The organism is Synechococcus sp. CBW1002 (assembly GCF_015840915.1).
Lineage (GTDB): Bacteria > Cyanobacteriota > Cyanobacteriia > PCC-6307 > Cyanobiaceae > CBW1002.
In genome coordinates, this window is record NZ_CP060398.1 from 707399 (window position 1) to 723275 (window position 15877).

Annotated in this window: 15 protein-coding genes; 5 read left to right on the forward strand and 10 right to left on the reverse strand. The window is 70.4% G+C overall.

Translation table 11 applies throughout. From position 1 onward, the window contains the following. Positions 1 to 4: 4 nt before the first annotated feature. From H8F24_RS03340 to H8F24_RS03350, 3 genes are read right to left on the reverse strand one after another with little or no spacing between them, the layout of a single operon-like run. A complete protein-coding gene (locus H8F24_RS03340) occupies positions 5 to 1915 on the reverse strand; it encodes a DUF3488 and transglutaminase-like domain-containing protein (protein WP_197170967.1) in 1911 nt (636 codons plus the stop codon). Continuing rightward, a complete protein-coding gene (locus H8F24_RS03345; RefSeq protein WP_231598069.1) occupies positions 1912 to 2871 on the reverse strand; it encodes a hypothetical protein in 960 nt (319 codons plus the stop codon). The genes H8F24_RS03340 and H8F24_RS03345 overlap by 4 nt, the downstream gene beginning before the upstream one ends. Further along, positions 2868 to 3791, reverse strand: coding sequence for a MoxR family ATPase (locus tag H8F24_RS03350; RefSeq protein ID WP_231598070.1), 924 nt, complete (start codon positions 3789 to 3791; stop codon positions 2868 to 2870). Before H8F24_RS03350 ends, H8F24_RS03345 begins: the two co-directional genes overlap by 4 nt. 100 nt (positions 3792 to 3891) lie before the next feature. On the opposite strand from H8F24_RS03350, the gene H8F24_RS03355 reads away from it, so the two are divergent. Beyond that, positions 3892 to 5058 carry a histidinol-phosphate transaminase gene (locus H8F24_RS03355; protein WP_197170970.1) on the forward strand — a complete coding sequence of 389 codons (1167 nt, stop codon included), beginning with the start codon at positions 3892 to 3894 and terminating at the stop codon, positions 5056 to 5058. 56 nt (positions 5059 to 5114) lie between these two features. Here H8F24_RS03355 and murG read toward each other — a convergent pair whose 3' ends face one another. Beyond that, a complete protein-coding gene (gene murG / locus H8F24_RS03360) occupies positions 5115 to 6224 on the reverse strand; it encodes an undecaprenyldiphospho-muramoylpentapeptide beta-N-acetylglucosaminyltransferase (RefSeq protein ID WP_197170972.1) in 1110 nt (369 codons plus the stop codon). 143 nt (positions 6225 to 6367) lie between these two features. Between murG and H8F24_RS03365 the strand changes: the two genes are divergently transcribed. Then, positions 6368 to 7099 (forward strand): hypothetical protein, encoded by a 732-nt coding sequence (locus H8F24_RS03365; RefSeq protein ID WP_370594810.1) that lies wholly within the window; start codon positions 6368 to 6370, stop codon positions 7097 to 7099. Between the two features lie 21 nt (positions 7100 to 7120). Here the strand turns inward: H8F24_RS03365 and H8F24_RS03370 are convergent, their stop codons facing one another. The 6 genes from H8F24_RS03370 to H8F24_RS03395 all read right to left on the reverse strand — a co-directional run bounded on the left by H8F24_RS03370 (position 7121) and on the right by H8F24_RS03395 (position 12813). Further along, entirely contained in the window at positions 7121 to 8116 is a 996-nt protein-coding gene (locus H8F24_RS03370; protein ID WP_197158400.1) for a hypothetical protein, read from the reverse strand. A 97-nt stretch (positions 8117 to 8213) separates the two neighbouring features. Further along, positions 8214 to 9032: an NAD(P)-dependent oxidoreductase gene (locus H8F24_RS03375; protein ID WP_197158398.1), complete on the reverse strand. Its 819-nt coding sequence runs from the start codon at positions 9030 to 9032 to the stop codon at positions 8214 to 8216. Between the two features lie 132 nt (positions 9033 to 9164). After that, positions 9165 to 10268: a type III polyketide synthase gene (locus H8F24_RS03380; RefSeq protein ID WP_197170974.1), complete on the reverse strand. Its 1104-nt coding sequence runs from the start codon at positions 10266 to 10268 to the stop codon at positions 9165 to 9167. Then, positions 10259 to 11413, reverse strand: a complete 1155-nt coding sequence (locus tag H8F24_RS03385) for an NAD(P)/FAD-dependent oxidoreductase (RefSeq protein ID WP_231598072.1) — start codon at positions 11411 to 11413, stop codon at positions 10259 to 10261. Before H8F24_RS03385 ends, H8F24_RS03380 begins: the two co-directional genes overlap by 10 nt. Next, positions 11413 to 12144: a methyltransferase domain-containing protein gene (locus H8F24_RS03390; protein ID WP_197170978.1), complete on the reverse strand. Its 732-nt coding sequence runs from the start codon at positions 12142 to 12144 to the stop codon at positions 11413 to 11415. The genes H8F24_RS03385 and H8F24_RS03390 overlap by 1 nt, the downstream gene beginning before the upstream one ends. A 132-nt stretch (positions 12145 to 12276) precedes the next feature. After that, positions 12277 to 12813 (reverse strand): EF-hand domain-containing protein, encoded by a 537-nt coding sequence (locus H8F24_RS03395; protein ID WP_197170980.1) that lies wholly within the window; start codon positions 12811 to 12813, stop codon positions 12277 to 12279. A 177-nt stretch (positions 12814 to 12990) separates the two neighbouring features. Here H8F24_RS03395 and H8F24_RS03400 point away from each other — a divergent pair, with 177 nt between their 5' ends. From H8F24_RS03400 to H8F24_RS03410, 3 genes are read left to right on the forward strand one after another with little or no spacing between them, the layout of a single operon-like run. Continuing rightward, positions 12991 to 13716: a response regulator gene (locus H8F24_RS03400; protein WP_197158389.1), complete on the forward strand. Its 726-nt coding sequence runs from the start codon at positions 12991 to 12993 to the stop codon at positions 13714 to 13716. Continuing rightward, positions 13694 to 15103, forward strand: a complete 1410-nt coding sequence (locus tag H8F24_RS03405) for a HAMP domain-containing sensor histidine kinase (RefSeq protein WP_197158387.1) — start codon at positions 13694 to 13696, stop codon at positions 15101 to 15103. Before H8F24_RS03400 ends, H8F24_RS03405 begins: the two co-directional genes overlap by 23 nt. Before the next feature lie 14 nt (positions 15104 to 15117). Next, positions 15118 to 15774 carry a hypothetical protein gene (locus H8F24_RS03410; RefSeq protein ID WP_197158385.1) on the forward strand — a complete coding sequence of 219 codons (657 nt, stop codon included), beginning with the start codon at positions 15118 to 15120 and terminating at the stop codon, positions 15772 to 15774. Positions 15775 to 15877: the final 103 nt, after the last annotated feature.

Below are 15877 nucleotides of genomic sequence, written 5' to 3' on the forward strand. Positions count from 1 at the left end.
TGTCTCAGCTGGTACGACCTGGAGACGAAGGATGTCCAGGAATCGAGGGCTTGGTGGAAAAACTGGAACAGATTCTGCGGATCTCCTGTCGACACTGTCTCAGGTGCTTCAGTGTCCGCTGCATTTCAGTCGGCGAGAGCCATTGGAAGCGGGCTCGTGTGTAGTGATGGCTGAGTTCCTGCAGGACGTTGGATAGGCGCGGCTCCCGTCTTCCAGCGCGTCTGCAGAACTGCTCCAAGGGCTCCGATCCGTGGGGTTTCAGACCTGCTGACTGCAGGGCCGCCAGGCATCGCTCCAGTTCCCGTCGATGGCGATCGGTTTGCGGGCCACGGTCGCGTAACCGCTGGGTCCATCGCAGGGCGGCCAGGCTGAGGGTCAGCGCCAGGCCCAGGCCCGCCAGCAGCAGGACCCCAAGCCACTGCCGCTGACGCCCCAGCAAGGTGTCGAGCAGGGCCTCCTGGCCCTCCCGATCAAAGCCCAGCCACCAGCGGCTCCAGGCCAGGTCGATGCCCCACCACTGCCGCTGGCCCCAGCGCCACCACAGCGGTGCCTGCCCCTCCAGCGCCATCGCTGGCGCTGTCGCCGCATTGCGCTCCGGCGTCACCCAGCCGGTCGGATCCAGCCGCTGCCAGCCCTCGCCATCGAGCCACACCTCACTCCAGGCATGGGCTTCCGCCTGGCGGATGTCGAGGTAGGGCTCACCGCCGAAGGGCTGCACCCAGGTGCCGCCCTTGTATCCACTCACCACCCGGGCCGGCACGCCCGCAGCCCGCAGCAGGGCCGTGGCGGCGCTGGCGTAATGGCCGCAGAAGCCCTGCTGCCGCTCGAACAGGAAGGTGTCGAGACCAGCGCGCCGCGGCAGGGTGCCCGGGCTGCGGGTGTAGCGGAAGGGCTGGCTGCGGAACCAGGCCTCGGCGGCGGCCAGGCGCTGGCGGGGTTCCGGCAGTCGGGCCCACTGGTACCCCAGGGCCTCGAGCCTCGGATTGGCCCCCTTCGGCAGGGCCAGGTCGATCAGGGAAGGGGGTCTCTGCTGCCAGGGGCTGTCCTGCTCCTCGCTGATCAGTTGGTAATGGCGCCGTTCCCGTGGCGGGCGCTTCAGCAGCAGTTCACCATCGAAGCGCAGGCGCAGGTCGTCGCTGCGGGGCTGGGCCCGCCCGTCCCAGGGCACCGCCTCAAACCGGCTCGGTTCCACCAGCCAGAGCTGGCGCGCCCTGGCGTCAGCCGGAGCGGCGCCCTTCTCCACCGGGGCCATCAAGGCTGGGGCCATGCGCAGCTCACGCCGCTGCCAGCTCTGGCCATCGAACCAGTCATGCACCAGCACCCGCCAGTAACGCTCGCTCTCCGGCGGGACCCGGTTGTCGCTGAAGGCCACCCGTGCCGCCGGCGCCGCACTGCTGGCCAGGGAGGCGATGCCGCCCGGATCCAGCCTGTCGCTCAGGCCGGTCACGGCGGCGGCGCCCCATCCTTGGGGCAGGGTCCAGAGCGGTCCGATCCGCGGCACCAGCAGGAACAGCACCAGGGCCATCGGCAGGGCCGCCGCCAGCACCTGGGCGCTGCGCCGCAGCAGTTGCCGCCAGCTGAGGCTGAGCTCCAGTTCCAGGCCCAGCAGGCCCGCCAGCGCCAGCAACGCGATCGCCAGCTGCAGGGCGCTGGGGAGCAGATCGGGCTGTTGGGCTCCCAGCAGCCCGGCCCCCACCAGCTGCAGCAGCGCCACCAGCCGTCGTTCAGCACGGCTGCGCGCCTCTCGCAGCTTCAAAGCGGCCATCGCCACCAGAATGATCGTGGGCCAGCTCAGCGGCAGGCCCGGATCCAGGCCCGTGAGCCCGATCGCCAGCAGACCGGTCACCACCCATTGCAGGCGCTTGGGGGGCAACACCATCGCCGAGGTCGCTGCAGGGCTCAGGGGCTGGCTCATGGGCTGGTGGCCAGGGCCCGCAGGCAGGCATCCCGGTGGCTGGGGCCGCTGTCGGGCTCCAGGCGAAGGCCGGGCAGCTCCAGGCCATAGATCGCCTCCTGATGGCCCAGCTGCCAGATCCGCTCGCTGAGGTGCTCCAGCGCCAGCTCGTGGGGCAGGCCGGCCGCCGGCGCGAGGCAGAGGGGCTCGCCGGCCTCGGCGGAGAACTGCTTGGTCAACTGGCCACGGCCCTGGGCAAAGGGCTTCCAGGCCAGGCGGCTGCTGCCATCCTCGGGGCGATGGGGCCGCAGGTCGCGCCACTGTTCGGTGCCTTCCTGTTCCCAGTGGCTGTGGCTGGTGGAGCCGCTCGCCGAGCGCAACACCGGCAGGCTGGCGACCGGGCCAGGCAGGCGGCGGGGGTAGATCAGCTGGGCCCGTGGTGGTTCCCAGCGGCTCCAGCAGCGGAACAGTCCCAGCGGTGCCGTGCTGACCAGCTTCAGGCGACCGGGCCGCTGCCAGCCGCGCCGGGGCGGGATCCAGGGCAGTGCCAGGGTCTGCTCCCCCGGTCGCAACGTGAGCATCAGGGGGTCTGCCGCCACACCCTCGCCGCTGATCGGTTGCCAGCTGATCTGCACGCCCTCGCGGCGATGGCGACTGCGGGCAATCAGGGGATAGGCCAGGGGAGTTCCGGCAAAGCCCGCCGCCGGTTCACCGCAGCGCAGCTCCAGCCCCTGCAGGTTGAAGTGGGTGAGGTGCAGGGCCAGCAGGATCAGCCCCAGCATCAGATAACTCAGCAGCAGCGGCCCGTTGCGCTGGGTCTGGATCGCCACGATCAGCAGCAGCCCTCCGCCGCTCAGCCACAGCCAGCCGAAGCGGGTCGGCACGATGTAGAGGTTGCGCAGCCCCAGCAGCAGCGGATCCCCCTGCTGGGGTGGCACCAGGCGCGTCACCAGCTCCTCCGGGGAAGGCAGCGTCATCGGATTGCATCCACATCCGCCAGGAGGCGGGCGCTGAAGCCACCACCCGCCGCGCCGCCGCCCCCACGCAGGGGTTGTCCCCCATCCAGCCGGTGTTCGCACACAGGTGCCAGCACGGCCTGCACATCGGAGGGGAGCACGTGGTCGCGCCCCTCCAGCAGCGACCAGGCCCGGGCGGCCGCCACCAGCCCAAGAGCCGCACGGGGGGAAAGGGGGGCTCCGGGGATGTCAGCGCGGCGGCTGAGTTCCACCAGATCGAGCACGTAATCCAGCAGGGCCGGGGTGCAGGTCTGATGGGCGCTGCGCTCCTGCAGCTCCTGCAGCCGGGCTGGCGAGAGCACGGCGCCGATCGCCTCCGGCCGCCGCCCCTCGCCGGCCAGCAGGGCGCGCTCCGCCTGGCGCGGCGGGAAGCCGAGGCTGAGCCGCATCAGGAAGCGATCAAGCTGGGATTCGGGCAGGGGCGCGGTGCCCATCTGGTCGAGCCCGTTCTGGGTGGCGATCACAAAGAACGGCTCCGGCAGCGGATGGCTGGTGCCATCCACACTCACCCGCCCGGCCGCCATCGCCTCCAGCAGGGCGCTCTGGGTGCGGGAGCTGGCGCGGTTGATCTCATCGGCCAGCAGCACCTGGGTGAACACCGGGCCGGCCTGGAAACGGAAGCTGGCGGTGGCCGGATCAAACACATTGATGCCGGTGAGATCGGCCGGCAGCAGATCACTGGTGAAGCTCACCCGCTTGAAGGCCAACCCGAAGCAGCGGGCCAGGGTCTCGGCCAGGGTGGTCTTGCCCACGCCGGGCAGATCCTCGATCAGCAGATGGCCGCGGGCCAGCAGGCAGGCGAGAGCCAGGCGCACCTCCTGCTCCTTGCCCAGCAGCACCCGGTTCACGGCCTCGATCACCGGCTGCAGCGGGGCGGACACAAAGCCAGGGCGGAGGCCCCTGAATTGTGCCGTCGCCATCGGGCGCCTGCAGGGACACAGGCGGTTAGCGTCCAAGCCGCTTTCCGGCTGCTGCCGCGCCATGTCTTCGCCGGTGCCGCCTGAGATCCACGGGGGCAACCGGGTGGCCATCGCCGCTCGCCTCGGTTGCCTCCCCGCCGATCTGCTCGATCTCAGCGCCTCGCTGGTGCCCTTCGGGCCGCCCCTGAGATTGCGCCTGGCCACTCTGGCGGCCATGGCCGGCCCGTCGCTGCGCGACTATCCCGATCGCGGCTACGGCGCCCTGCGCCAAGCGATCGCCGCCCTGCACGGTCTGCCGCCGGCTTGGGTGCTGCCCGGAAACGGCGCCGCCGAGCTGTTCACCTGGGCGGCGCGTGACGCGGCGGCCACCGGCGTCAGCGCGCTGCCGGCACCGGGCTTCGCCGATTACCGGCGGGCCCTGGCCACCTGGGGCGGCGCCAGCAGGCCACTCCCCCTGCGGCTCGACTGGCCGGCCGGCTTCCCCCAGCACTGGGGGGCGGCCTTTGCGGATGACCAGGCCGGCTCCGGCGATGACCAGCTCTCAGGCCATTCGCAGGCGCCGCCGGTGCTGTGGATCACCAATCCCCATAACCCCAGCGGCCAGCTCTGGAGCCGCGACTCCCTGGTGCCGCTGCTGGAGCGTCACCGGCTCGTGATCGTGGACGAGGCCTTCCTGCCCCTGGTTCCCGCCGGAGAAGCCCAATCCCTGGCGCCCCTGCTGCCGCACCATCCCAACCTGGTGGTGATCCGCAGCCTCACCAAGCTGCTGTCGATCGCGGGCCTGCGGCTGGGCTATGCCCTGGCGGCGCCGGAGCGCCTGCAGCGCTGGAGCACCTGGCGGGATCCCTGGCCGGTGAATGGCCCGGCGGCGGCGATGGCGGCCGGCTGGCTCGCCGATGGGCCGCGGCGCGATCGCTGGACGGTACGGGTGCAGCGTTGGGTGGCGGTGGAAGGGCCCTGGCTGGCCGCCCAGCTGGCGGCCCTGCCGGGACTGACGCCGATGCCCTCGGCGGCGAACTTCCTGCTGGTGCGCCACGCCGGTGGAGCCTCGCTGGAGCCGTTGCGGCTGGCCCTGGAGCAGCGCCACCGCATCCTGTTGCGTGGCTGCCGCTCCTTCGAGGGGCTGGGGGAGGGCTGGCTGCGCATCGGCCTCCAGGATCGGCGGCGTCATCGCCGCCTGCTCCAGGCCCTGGCCCTGGAGTGGGGGCGCTGCGGCCTGCAGGGCTGACAGGGCGTTCCGCTGAGACGGTGATCCGCTGAGACGGCTTGCAGTGGAGACGGCTCTCAGGCCTGGGGCTGCTGTTCGGCGTTTGCCGCGCCGAGCTCCACCAGCAGCGCCGCCACCTGCCGGTCGGCATCGCGCACGGCCAGGCGCTCCATGCCCCGCCGCAGGCTCAGCAGGGGATCGGCATCGGGCTGGACCGGCTCTCCTTCCAATCGTGGGCCCAGCAGCCGCCAGAGGGTGCGCTCCAGGTCGGGATCGGAGGGGGGCTGTTGCGCCACGATCACCGCCGCCCCCACCGCCGCTGCCGCTGCCGCGTTGGCGTCCTGGTGGTGGTCGGCGGCCTGCGGGAAGGGCACCAGGATCGCCGGGGTGCCGCACACCGCCAGTTCACTGAGGCTGCCGGCCCCGGCGCGGCTGATCGCCAGGTCGGCGTGCTGCAGCAGGCCCGCCATAGCCTCGCTGAAGGGCCGTTCCACCAGGCCGCTGAGGCTGGTCTGGCCGGCTTCAGGATCGTTGCTGCCGGTGAGATGCACCACCCGGCAGCCGGCCGCCACCAGCTTCGGCAGCAGCGGTCGCACCATCCGGTTCAGGCCCAGGGCCCCCTGGCTGCCGCCCACCACCAGCAGCAGCGGGCCATCACCGGCCGGCACCCAGTCGGGCAGGGGGGCCGGTTCCAGTAGTGCCTGGCGCACCGGTGTGCCGGTGACCAGCGGCCGGCAGCGGGGCAGCCGCTCGGCCGCCTGCGGCAGCCCCACCGCCACACGGCTGCAGAGGCGACCCAGCAGGCGCGTCACCTTGCCGGGGATGGCATTGCTTTCGTGCAGCACCACCGGTACGCCGCACCATCGGGCCGCCAGGATCGCCGGTGCGGCGATGTAGCCGCCGCTGCTGAACACCACCGTGATCTGCTCCCGCCGGATCAGGCGGCGCACAGCCCGGGTGGCGTTGAGCAGCTTCAGCAGATTCCAGAGCTTGCGCAGGCCTCGCCCCTGCAATCCACCGGCCCGCACCGTGTGGAGCGGATAGCGGCTCGGCACCAGCTGGCGCTCCAGTCGATCAGGCACCCCCAGCCATTGCACGCTCCAGGCGGGCGGCAGAGCCTCCGCCACAGCCAGGGCCGGAAACAGATGGCCACCCGTACCACTGGCGGCGATCAGAAGCCTGGGCATGGGCGGGGCGTGCGGCCGCGCCTAACTTAAAAGCCATGCCCGGGCCGCTCCACCGCTTGACCTTCCTGTCGCTGTCCCCTTCTCTCACGTCCTCCTCATCCCGCCGTGCAGTGCGCGCCGGCTTCGGCTGGGTCCGGCGCGGCCTGGCCGCCGCTCTGGTGCTGGGTGGCCTGGCGGCCGGGGTGCCCGCAGCCTGGGCTGCGGCTCCCACGCCAGCCCTGCTGCAGGCCCTCGAGGCGGCACTCAACAGCTCTGGCAGCAGCGATCTGGCGGCCCTGCTCGAGGCTGGTCCAGGCTTCGATCCCAGTGAGCTGGAAGCGCGCTATAGAACCCTGCGCGAGCTGTTCCCCGATGCCCGCTGGCAGATCACACCGGCGGCTCCGCTGCGGGATGGCCGCGCCACCGTCACGGTCACGGTCACCGGCCATCGTCAGGACGGGGCCTACAACTACCAGCTGGAGGCCTCCCAGCAGCTTGCCCTCGAGAGCAGCGGCAGCCGGATCAACGGCCAGACCGTGATCCGCGAGCAGTCGATCCTGCGCAGTGGTGACGTCGACCTGCCCGTGAGCCTGCTGATCCCCGATGCCGTGCTCACCGGCCAGCGCTACGACGTGGACGTGCTGTTCGATGAACCCCTGAAAGGTGCCGTGGTGGCCGGTGGCATCGTGCCCCTGACAGCCGAGCAGTTGTCGGCGGTCGAGAGTCCCGACCTGCAGCTGGGTGCCCTGGGCGGCGGTGGCCTGTTCAAGGTCGTGCAGGCACCCAAGACCCCCGGCTCCCAGACCTGGGCGATCCTGCTGGTGCATCCCGAGGGCATCGTGAGCGCCACCAAACGGGTGCGTGTGGTGACGGATCGGCAGGCTCTGCAACCCTGAAGGGCCCAGCCCGAGCACGGCTCAAGCCAGCAGGATGTCCGTTGGAGCCAGGGGCGTGAACGGGTCCAGCTCGGCCAGGAGGCCACCGCCATTGCCGAAGCCGGCGTCCTTGCCGTTGTCGTTGAGGAACAGCTGACCCCTGGGTTCCCAGTACACGAGGGAGGCCTTGGAGGCAAGGCCCTTCTTCAGCGCTTTGCGGTTGCCATCGATCAGTCGGAATCTGGCCGCCTGACCATCCAGGAGACCAGCTGCCACAACCAGTTGATCGATGCCGCTCTCGAAGCCGCTGATCGAGCGGCCCGTCACGCTGTCGATCACGAAGCGGTCGGGGCTTCCCGATGGGACCGTTGGAGCCGAGGGAACTGCTGAGGCGGCCCCCCAGATCTCCACCAGGGCCTGCAGATCAGTGCTCGAGAACCAGGTGGCCGGGGCATCGCCGCCGACCCGATAGGACATGATCGTGTCCAGGTCACTGAAGCTGGGATCATCGGGGTTGCCACCCGGATGATCAAGGCCGAGGGCATGGCCGATCTCGTGCACAAGCGTGCGCTGTTCCGCCGCACTCAGGCCGGGATCATTGTTGAGTTCGGCCTCGATCGTCACGCCCGATACGGCTGGGATCAAGGATCGCTGGCCCGAGGGCGCCACAACGAAACGGAATTCCGTGTAGGTGATCCCGGTGATCGTGTCGGCGAAGCCGCCGTGATCGCGAACCTCCTGCACCGACACCAGCTGCAGTGGACTGGCCAAGCTGTTCTCCTGGCTGGCCTGCAGGCGGATCACTCCGGCCAGGCGGGCAAACGTCTGCTCGATGAAGGCCTGCTCCTCCGGATTGATGGCGATCGCAAGCGGCGGAGTGCCGAGCCCGCCGGCCAGATTGCCGTTATCGAAGCCGACAGCCGTGAGGCCATAGCGCAGCTGATGACTGCCAGTGCTGTCTGCCGCGTAAAGCTGGCGCAGCAGATCAAGCACGGTCAGGTCGGCCTTGATCAGGCTGGTGGGCAGCGCAACGGTCATCAGGCCAGGGATTCCGGGATCCGAGCCGGCCGCCGGGCTGTCATGGGTCCTCCGTGGGGCGTTGCGTCCTGCAACCTAGGCAGGCTCAGTGCAGACGTCAGGCCTGGAACCAGCGCATCAGGCAGGACACGTCGTCGTCGCCATGGCCGGCGGCGATCAGCTCCTCTTCCAGATGGCTCACCCGCTCGCTCAACGGCAGGGACAACCCCACTGCCCTGGCGGCGGCCAGGGCGATCGTCAGATCCTTGCGGTGCAGGGAGAGCTTGAACCCCAGGGGATAGTCGCCCCGCAGCATGGTGGCGGCGCGGTGCTCCAGGGCCCAGGAGCCCGCGGCACCGCCGCAGAGGGCCTGCCTCACCATCTCCATTGGCAACCCCAGCCGCTGGCCCAGGGCCATGGCTTCCGCCACCGCCGCATAACTGCCGGCCACCAGCACCTGATTCACCGCCTTGACCTGCTGGCCTGCGCCGATCGGCCCGAAGTGCGTCACGGTCTTCCCGACGGTCTGCAACAGCGGCATGGCCCGATGGACCGAAGCCTCTGCGCCTCCGACCAGCACCGAGAGCGTTCCAGCCTTGGCACCCTCGGTCCCCCCCGTGACTGGGGCATCGACGAGATCGAGGCCAAGGGGCCTGAGGCGGTCATGGCATGCCTGCGCCTGCGAGGGATCGATCGTGGAGAAGTCGATCACCAATCCGCCCGCAGGAAGAGCAGCGGCGGCACCCTGGGGGCCGAACAGCACGTCTTCCACCGCAGCACCATCGGTGAGACAGAGGCAGAGAATCTCTGCTGTGGCTGCCGCATCCGCTGGTGAGCATGCCCGCGCAGCGCCGGCCGCAGCCAGGGGCTCCTCCGCCTTGCGGGTGCGGTTGTGAACTGTCAGGGGGAAGCCGGCGGCCAGGAGATTTGTCGCCATCGGCGTTCCGAGCTGACCCAGCCCAAGGAAGGCCACCGATGGGAGCGGTGAGTCAGAGCTCTGCACGACCGGCTCGATGCGGATCGCCAGAAGGCTGTCATAACGGCCCGGGCAGCCTTCCCCTGCAGCGCCTCAGGCCAGCAGGGCCACCTCGACACACAGGCCCGGGCCAAAGGCCATGGCCAGGCAGGGGCCGCGAGCGCCGCTGCGCCGCAGACGCTCGAGGATGAACAGCAGGGTCGGCGACGACATATTGCCGCAGTCCCTGAGCACCGATCGGGAGGGCTCGATCAGGAGGGGATCAAGCCCCAGGGCCTCGGTCACCGCTGAGAGGATGCGGGGGCCGCCGGGATGCACGGCCCACGAGCCGATGGCAGCGAGCGTCAGCTGATGGACAGCCAGCCAGCCGGTCAGCCAGGGCCGCAGATGCTCCGCGATCAGGTCTGGGACCCGTGGGGACAGGCCCATGGCGAAGCCGTGATCCTCAATCGCCCACGACATCGCCTCGGTGCTGTCGGGCACCAGCAGGGAGCCGCTGGCGATCAAGCGCCGCAGCCGAGGGGCTGAAGGCGACTCAGCCTCAGGCTCCTTTCCGCAGGCCACGAGGGCGGCGGCGCCGTCGGCGAACAGGGAATTGGCCACGATCCGCTCGGCCTCCCAGCCGTACTGCAGGTGGAGGCTGCAGAGCTCAACCGCGCAGAGCAGGACACAGGCTTCAGGATCAGCCCCGGTGAATCCGGCAGCCACCCGCAGACCGTTCAGGGCTCCATGGCACCCCATGAACCCCACGTGGGTGCGGGCGACATCGGCGGGCAGCTTCAGGGCGGTCATCAGGGAGAGATCGACGCCGGGCGCCTGGAAGCCGGTGCAGGAGACCGTGATCAGGTGGGTGATCCGTTCTGGGGGCAACTGCGCCTGGTCCAGGGCAGCGAGAACGGCCCGCAGAGCCAACGTTGGCGCTTCCTGGGCGTAGCGACGCATCCGTTCCGCGGTGCCAGGGCTGGTGGCTCCGAAGAAGGACTGCTGATGGCACGACTCCGTGCCCGTGGGCTCCAGCAGAACGCTGTGGCGTGTGGCCACCCCTGAGCGGCGATGAAGGGTAGCGAGGAGCCGGCGTTGGGACGCAGAGGGAACCTGGTTGGGCAGGGCCACCTCGGCGGCGATGGCGGCAGCGTCGCCCTGGGCGATGCGATGGGGGGGCAGGGCCGTCCCCAGGCCGTGGATTGTCAGGGACATGGCTCTGGGGTCAGACGTTCCAGGGTTGCACCACCCAGCTGCTGGAGGAGTGGGGCGGTCAGTGCCGGCCAGCGCTCGGCCGCCGCCAGCAGGTTGCGGCTCAGGCCGGGGCGCCGCAGGGCGAAGGCCAGGGCATGGCAGAAGCGCTGCCTCGATCCGATCAGACGGGCATGGCGGCGGGACCACTCCCTCTCGAGGCCCCGGCTCCAGCCCTCCTGCCCCTGCAGCACCAGGGGCACCGCCGCCAGAGCCCCGACCAGAGCCCAGCCCATGCCCTCGCCCGTGAAGGGTTCCACGTAGCCAGCGGCATCCCCCAGCAGCAGCAGCCGCTCGGCCGCCGGGGGTGTGCTCTGGCGGGTGAGGGCCGGGGTGGCCCGCCAGGAGGTCTCGCTGCCCTGGGGCACGGGATCGAAGCCGGCCTCGGCCAGCACCGTGGCAGCGCAGGCGGCCGGACCTCCGGCAGCGATCAGGTGGGTGCGGTCGAAGGCCGCGGCCAGGTTGAGGCCTCCGTCTTCGTTGCGCACCAGCCCCACGTAGCCGTGCTGGCCGATGGCCATGTGGATCGTGCCCTTGCCATAGCCGCTCACCTCGGCGTCCAGCCGGCAGCCGGCGCCGACCCTGGCGTGGGGGTTGATCCGCGTCTGGATCGGGATGTCCGGATCCAGCCCGGAACTGCCCAGCCCCGTGGCCAGCAGCACGACCCGGGCGCTGGTGCTCTGATGCTCGTCGCCGGAGCGCAGCAGCACCTGCCTGCCCCCCGGACAGGCACCGCCCACGCTGGCCTCGGTCTGCAGGCGCAACACGGCTCCGGCAGCCACGGCGGCCTCACTCAGGGCCAGGTCGAAGCGGCTCCTGGAGAGGGATCGGCCCACGGGCAGGGCGAGGTCCACCTGATGGCCTTGCAGGCCGAGGCGGAGCCGGGCGAGGGGAACAGCGCCCTGGTCGTCAACCAGGTGGCCCAGGCCCGCATCCTCCAGGGCCCTGAGGGCGACGCCGTTCAGGCAGCTGCCGCAGACCTTCCAGCGGGGAAAGGCCCGCTTCTCCACCAGCAGCACCCGCAACCGGCGACGGGCCAGTTGGTGGGCGGCGAGGGCGCCGGCGGGCCCGGCCCCGACCACGATCACATCCCAGTCCGGAGCGTTCATCAAGGCTGGGGCGGGCCGCCTGGCCGGCGCCAGCACAGCAGATAGCGCTCGGGCCAGCTGCGCCGGATCTTGGCGCCATCGAGACCCGCCCGGACCGCCAGGGAGCGCACTTCCTCCAACTGGAAGGCGCCCTGCACCGAGACGGGGCCATCGAAATGAACGATCGGGGAGCGACTCAGCAGGCGGCAGCCCGCCCAGGCCAGCCCGTAGCCCAGGGGACTGCGGATCAGGTCATTGACCAACACCAGCTGGCGGCTGGCGCGACCCATGCGGCTGAGCAGACCCACCGCCGCCTCCTCGTCCAGATGGTGCAGGAAGAGGGTGCAGAGGATGACGTCGTAGTCGTCAGGCAGGGGATCCTTCAGGACGTCGGCCTGGAAGAAGACTCCGTCTAGATCCCGCTCCCTGGAGCTGCGTGAGGCCATGGCCACCGCCTGGGGGCTGAGGTCGCAGCCGTCGACACGCACGGCGAGCCCTTCGCGACGGGCCCGTTCCGCCAGGGCACTGGTGTTGTCCCCGCCGCCGCAGGCCAGATCGAGAACCCGCAGGGCCTGTCCGTTGTGCTCCCGGGCCAGGAAACGGATCGGAGCAAGCAGGGAACCCACGGCACCACTGAGGGCGTTGATCCTGCGCAGACCCTCCAGGGCCTGGGTGTGGGCGGCGGGATCGAGGCCAGGCTGGTCCATCCACTCGGGTTGCCGGTGCCGCTGGGCCAGTGGCTGGAAAAGCATCAACAGAGCACGCGGAGGCCTGGGCTGTCGGCGTGGGGGAAAAGCTCGAGACGGTGTTCCTCGCCGACCAACAAGCCCGAAGCCCCGACCTTGACCCAGCTCTGAAGGTTACGGGCTGTAGGCGGACCTGAATCACCAGGACGCGGATCCCGCCCGATGCCGCCGCAGCTCACCCAGTTCCTGCAGGCTGACGCCGCCATCCCCGTTGCGGTCGGCCTGGCTGAAGTTCTCCTGCAGCCATCGCAGGTCCTTGGCTTCGCCGCGCTCGATCCGGCCATTGCGGTTGTGATCGGCCCGCAGGAACATCGCCCGCAACCGTTCGCCCTGCCATGCAGCGCGGTGGGGCACGAAGTCGGCGGGGGTGAGATGGCCTCGGCCACTGCGATCCAACCGTTCGAAGTGCTTTTCGATGTAGGCATGTCCCCGCACTTCGCTCCGCTCGAGGCGTTGGTCGCCGTTGCGGTCCAGCCGCCGGAACAGCTCCTGCAGCCGCTGGCGGTAGGTCTCGAGATCCCGCTGCTGCTGCGCTACTTCCCTGGCCTGCGCCGGACCGGGGAGAAGAAGCGGGGATGGAGCAACGGCCGCGGCCAGAGCCACGGCCGTGCCGACCATCAGGGCAGCCAGCCGCCGCTGCCGGCGCCCCGGCCGGAGCCGGAGGGCGGGAGGCAACAGTTGCGGCGGGCCGGAAGTCCCCATGGGCCAAGGTTATGAAGTGCGCTGCCCCTGGCTGTGACCAACCTCAGTCCCAGGTGTGACCAGATCCTTCCGCAGCGGTGGCGGGCCGCTTCGCTCCATACAGTCGGCCCAGGCCGTGCCGGCCGGTTCCCCTCCTCCCCCCCTGGCGCCATGGGCAAGACGCAACGGATCTGGGTGGTGGATGACGATCCCGAGCTGCGCCAGTTGCTCGGCACTTACCTCACCGATCAGGGCTATGACGTGCGCTGCCTGGCCGGTGGCGCCCAGCTGATGGCCCGGCTCGAGAACCAGCGCCCCGATCTGGTGGTGCTGGACGTGATGATGCCCGGTGACGATGGCCTCACCCTGCTGCGGCGGCTGCGCGACCGTGGCGACGATCTGCCGGTGGTGATGCTCACCGCCCGCGGTGATGCGGTGGACCGGATCATCGGACTGGAGCAGGGGGCCGACGATTACCTCGCCAAACCCTTCCTGCCGCGGGAGCTGAGCGCCCGCATCGAGGCCGTGCTGCGGCGACGGGTGGTTCTGCCGGCCGGCACGCCGATGGCGGAAGGGCAGGAGGTGTGTTTCGGTGACAACCAGCTCGATCTGGCCGCCCGCACCCTGCGGCGGGGACAGGAGACGATCGTGATCACCAGCGGGGAGTTCAGCCTGCTCAGCGCCTTCGTGCAGCATCCCCACCGGCCTCTGTCGCGCGAACGCCTGATCGAGCTGGCCCGCGGACCCGATTCCGAGACCGACAGCCGCAGCATGGATGTGCAGGTCTCACGGGTGCGCCGCCTGGTGGAACCGGACCCCTCCCGGCCTCGCTACATCCAGACGGTCTGGGGCTACGGCTACGTCTTCGTACCGGATGGACAACCGCGCAGTCGCTGAGTCACCCGGGGGATTTCGGCGCCACAGCCTGCTGATCCTGCTGCGCTTTCTGCTGGTGGCAGCCGCCGGCTTCGGACTCAGCGTTGTCCTGCTGCAACTGCTGCTGGCACGGCGTCTGGAGCGGGCCCAGATCGCCCAGCTCGGCCAGGAGGTGGCCTTCAATCTGCGTCTTGGGGAACTGGCCCTGGAGCGCCTGCCCCCATCGGCCGTGGCCCAGCTCACCGGCTTGCCCCTGCGGGTGGGTCCACAGCCCCTGCCCACGGGCGATCGGCGCCTCTATCGACAGGCCGGTCGCCTGCGGCTCGAGCTGTGCGAACGCCTCAACAGCTGCCCCACCGTGGTGCCGGCAGGGCTTGAGGCCCGGGGGGTCTGGGTGGAGCTCCTGTCTCCCCTGGAGCCGGTGTGGCTGTTCACGGCCCTGCCGCCGGCCTCGCGCTGGCCCCCCGACCCGCTCGTGCTCAGCCTCGCCCTGGTGTCGGGAGGAGGACTGGCGGGTCTGGCCTTTCTCTGGCTGGAGGTGCAACGCCCCCTGGCCCAGCTGGAGCAGGCGCTCGGCCGGGTGGGCCGCGAGGCCCAGCTGCCGCCCCTGGCGCCGCACGGCACCGGTGCCGTGCGGCGGCTGACCCTGCGCTTCAACGCCATGGTGCAGCGGCTGGAGCTCAGCGAGCGGGAGCGGGCCACCATGCTGGCCGGCATCGCCCACGACCTCAAGAGTCCGATCACGCGCCTGCGCCTGCGGCTCAGCTTCGCACCCCTCTCCGGGCCGGAACGGGACCGCTCCGAGGCCGATCTGGACGCACTCGAGCGCATCACCAGCCAGTTTCTGCTCTTTGCCGGTGGCGCCGATGCCGAAATCCCGGTGCGTCTGCCGCTCGATCAATTGCTGGCCGAGCTTTCCGCCGCCTTCGATCCGGCTGTACTGGAGCTGGACCTCGAACCGATGGAACGGGTGGTGCAGCCCACCGCCCTGTCCCGTGCCGTGGGCAACCTGATCGACAACGCCCTCAGCCACGGTGAACCACCGCTGCGGCTTGTGCTGCGCGCCACAGACCCTGACACAGCAGCCAACGATCCAGAGGAGTTCCGCATCGAGCTCTGGGATCGGGGCGCCGGCATCTCACCGGAACGCTGGGAGCAGGCGTTGATGCCGTTCCAGCGGCTGGATGAGGCCCGCGGCGGCCAGGGCCACTGTGGGCTCGGCCTGGCGATCGCGGCCCGGGTGGCGTCGATGCATGGCGGAGTGCTCTATTGCCGCCGCGGCGATGGACCGCAGGCGGGTGGTTTTGCCGTGGGTCTGCGGGGCCGCTCGATCCATTCCGATCCGGTCACACCTGGCCCCCTGACCGGACACAGTTCCGTCAGACCCTCTGCCGACCATGGGGCCTGACTGCACGGAACCCCATGACCAACCCGTCAACCGTCTCGCCCCGGCCGTTCCCGCACCCTTCGCACCCTGGCCGGAGCGCCACCCTGTTGCTCGGAGCCCTGCTGCTCGCCGGTGGTGCCGCCCAGGCCCAGTCCTGGCGTCCCTCGAGTGGCTCGCAGCAGGTCCAGCCGTCACAGCAGTTCCGGCCGCAGAAACCCCAGAGACCCCAGGCCGCTGAAGGCGAGTGGCAGGCCTGGCAGCGGGCGCAGGCCCAGGCCTTCGATCGCCTCAGCACGGGGCAACGGCGGAACTACTTCCAGGAGCGCCTTGCCCAGGAACGTCGTCAGTCGGGGCGGCGCCTCAGCCAGCTCAGCCAGACCGAGCGCTGCTTCCTGCAGGCTCGTGGCCTTCAGGCGATTGAGGCCTGTCAGCAGCGGGAGCAGCAGGCCCGCATGGATCAGCGCCGCCAGCAGATGAGTGAGCTGGCACAACTCCGCCAGCGCTATGGCCTGCCGGTGCCCGATCAAGGCGGCCGGGGGCGCTGGTCGCCAGGCTCGCGCTATCCCGGCTCGCCCCAGTCTTCCGGCAGGAGCTATCCCTATGGCGCCGCCCTGCCTGACTACGGCTCCCAGGCCTATGGCGCCGCTCCCTCCCGTGCCGACTCCTGGCTGGAACTGCTGTTCGGCCTCTGAGCGCCTGGCATCAGACCAGTTGGCCGGGGTGCCGTCAGGATGGCGGCAGTGCCGCGGCTCCTGGTCGTTTCCTCTGTCTTCCTACCCCTTCCCCGGACCTTTT